Raw genomic sequence first — 3,392 nt, 5'->3', positions numbered from 1 at the left:
TTCCAGGTAGTCGGCACCGCCAAGGCCTGTGAGGGTGTCGTTGCCGGCGCCTCCGTACAGGTGGTCGTCCTGGCCTGCTCCGTTGAGCGCATTGGCCTGGTCGTTGCCGAACCGCACGTAGGCCACCGGTGCGCCAATGGGGCCGGTGTAAGGCTTGACGGTCAGTGTCTTGTCCTGCGTGGAGGCATCGGTGTCGAAGTAGTGGTATTCGATGGCCACGCCTTTGGGGGTGACGGCCTGGGGCTTGTCCACGTTGGCGGTGTTGGCATCGACCTTGGCCAGCAGCAGCCGGAAGCGGTCCGAGTACCAAGCGGCAGAGAAATTGGCCAAGCCCTGCTCACGTTGCGCGTCGGTCAGCTTCGTATCGGCATCCCATCGGTCTGCCAACGCCTTGTTGGCGAGCTTCAGTTGGGCGATGGCCTTGGCATCCGTGGTCTGGATCGCCAACGGACTCAGGGTGTGCAACGCAAGGAACGCCGGGAATTCGGTCTTGGCCCCGCCCAGCGACTTGGAGGGGGCGATGCTCGCCTTGCCCACCAAGGCTTTGTAGGCCTCGCTGTCGGTCACGTCCTTGAGCCGGGCGTAGAAGGTGTTGCGTCCACTGGTGCCGTCCTTGCCATCGGTCAAGCTGGCCCAGGTGTTGCCCTCCAGGCTCCCTTTGAGGCGCGTGGCGCCTTGCCAGTTCAGCCCGAGCATGTCGGCCAGCGCGTTGACCACGTTCTCCAGCACGTCGCCCTCGGCCTTGCCTTGCGTGCCGCTTCGCCAGTCCGACTTTTTGTCGGACGCGGCGCGAAGGATGGCAGACGCTTTCTCCAGCGTGAGGCTGGGGTCCAGTTGGGCCAGCGTCTTTTGCACGTTGAGCGAGTCCTGCACGAGCACCAGGCTGTGCGTGTCGCCGAAGTCGTTCTGGCTGAATTCGGGCACCAGCAGCTTAATGTCGCCCGCTGCATTCCGGGTGGCATTGATGGCTTCGCCCACCACCACGCCCCGCAGCAGGGGCTGGTCTTCGATGAACACCGGGGTGGCGGTGCCGTAGTGCAACTGCGAATTGGACACCGCCGATGGCCGGGTGTCCCCATATACGTCGTGGAAGTTGGGTATGAGGAAGGGCCCCGGTTTGCGCCCTTCGTACGCCTGCAATCCTCCACCGATGACGCCTGCGGACGGCTCCGTTTTTTGTTGGGTGAACAGCACGGCCAACTGGTAGTCCAACCGGGTGGCCTCGATCTTGTCCGAGGTGATGTTGTTGGGCGATGCCCCGCCGTCCTCCCCGCCTGCACTCAGCGTCGTCACCCGAATCGCCTCCTTGGCGATGATCCCGGCACGGTCCACGGCGTCCAGCAGCACCTTGAGTTGCACGTTGCGCGGGCTGAGCGGCATGTAGGGCACGCCCGTGTCCGGATTGGCCTGATAGGTGATGAGCCCGTTGATCTTGCTGTAGGCCGCATCGAGTTGCGCAATGGTGGCACTCCCGTTGATCTGGGTGCGAAGGGTGTTGTATTGCTCCAGTGCCACCGCATCCGTGAACCGGGCGGCACTGCCTCCGGTGCGCAGCGCGTTGAAGTCCGACATCACGGAGGCGAGCGTGTTGCCCGCTTTGAGCTGGCCCACGCCTGCGCCATTGAAGGTGTAGGTTTCCTTGACGGCGGTGTTCAGGGTGCCGTCTTCCACGCGCAAGAGGTTGAAGGCGGTGGCCAGGTGGCCGCCCAGGCTGTAGCCGGTAACCGCGATCTGCTGCCCCTGCGGGATCAAGCCGCCCGCCTTGAGGCTGGCGTACCAGCTCTCCATGTCCGCGATCTGCCCGAACGCCCAACCAAACGGCTTGATCTCCATGCTGTTGGTGGCTTGGTTGTCGCGCGCGCTGTCGTCCAGGAATTCGGTGGAGCGGAAGGACAGGACGAGGTCGCCGACCTTGATGCCTTGGGCATCGTCGCTCTTGATCGCCCGGAACAGGGTTCCGGAGAAGCCGGTGGCGGTGTTGCTGATGTGTTGTGCGACGGTCCAGGTCTCGGCGACATTCTTGGCTTCTTGGGCTGTAAATTTGCTGGAACGGTTATTGCCAATTATCAGACTGGCTTCATCCATCGCAATACTATCTTTCCCGGCCTTATCAGTTGGTTGAATTCCGAATAACGATTCGGCCGCCATTTGCAGATTTGTGTATTTCAAATAGGTCTTGATATCGTTGGCCATTTTAATTTCCTTGCTTTGGCTTCAAAACTCGATCGACAAAAAAACGAGTTTCGCCCTGGAAACGGGGATCAGAGGAACACCCGGGGACATAGGATGCAGCCCACCCCCACGGATTTCTATTGCCTGAGGTACTCCCCAAGCCCGTGTCAAACAAATAGCGCTCTTGCTCCGCCATCACCTCATTGGTTGTCATATCCAACACTTTAATTACCGTACCTGCAATCCAATTTTTTCTATCCTCAACATCAACCAAGTCCTCATAGGTGACAGCGTAGCGGGGAAAATAATCTGCAGCAGGCGCTTTAATCATTGCAGGAGTAGGCAAAAGATCTGCTGAAGGGAGATTATCAGGACCATATAATTTCTGATATCTGTATCGCTTACCGTCAGATGCATCAATAGCATCTACAAAACGATAACCAGATATAGAAGTTGGCTTATCTGAAAGTTGCTGACTTCGTTGAGCGCCGGCATCACTCTCTCTTTCATATCTCAGAAAAGATGCGATATATCCTTCATCGCCACTCTTTCCAATCAATGCCGCTCCCGCATACATTGGGTCATAGCCAAACTGATCTTGATATTTCGGCCTAACTTTCAGCAAATAGACTCCCTCGACGTTATCTGCAGTTTTATAAATTCTCTCTCCCGCTCTTTTACACCTCTGCTCAAATAGAGCCTTGGCTCTGGCATACTTCTCTTTACGCTCTTGCTGAGATGGGTCGCCCCTCTTCTTTGCCTCCTCCTCAGCGATGCGCTTCGGTTCGGTGACCAGCGAGTGATATCCCCACATCAGTCCGCCGACGAATACGGCAACGACCAACAACGCACCTTTAATGCGGGCCTTCGGCGTTTTATTTAAAACGAGCGCCAGCAAGAGGCAGAAAAACGAATGCCCCAAAAAATGATCCAAAGGACCAGTTTCACAATATCGGTTGGGCCGAATGTCATGCCGCGCTCCTTGAATCCAATGCGTGGTTTGCCACGGCCCGATATCCCTGCCTAACGCCTGAATGCGTCAAAGCGCCCATCGTTGCTGCCTCAGTTCGATTTTTTGAGTCAAATCGCCCTGATGCCCTAGTACTGATTGCCCTGATTGCTACTTTTTTGATAGCAATCCCCTCGATCAAGATGTCGGCGCCCGCGCCCACACCGAGGTTGCCCATGAAGGCCTGGCTGTCGTTCATCTGCGCGAAGGT

The 3,392-nt window shown here is 57.5% G+C and carries 2 protein-coding genes and 1 pseudogene; all 3 read right to left on the bottom strand.

What is annotated here, in order from left to right:
• Positions 1 to 2,085 (bottom strand): annotated as a pseudogene (locus tag AC27KI_RS21090) (hypothetical protein); the annotation flags it as partial.
• A gap of 109 nt (positions 2,086 to 2,194) precedes the next feature.
• Positions 2,195 to 3,106, bottom strand: a complete 912-nt coding sequence (locus tag AC27KI_RS21085) for a hypothetical protein (RefSeq protein WP_487115662.1) — start codon at positions 3,104 to 3,106, stop codon at positions 2,195 to 2,197.
• A gap of 34 nt (positions 3,107 to 3,140) precedes the next feature.
• A partial coding sequence (locus AC27KI_RS21080; RefSeq protein WP_487115660.1) for a hypothetical protein occupies positions 3,141 to 3,392 on the bottom strand: 252 nt, incomplete at its 5' end.

Source organism: Acidovorax sp. KPB24-03, assembly GCF_057546605.1.
The sequence above is the reverse complement of the archived record's forward strand: the minus strand, read 5'-3'. Positions and strand labels throughout refer to the sequence as shown.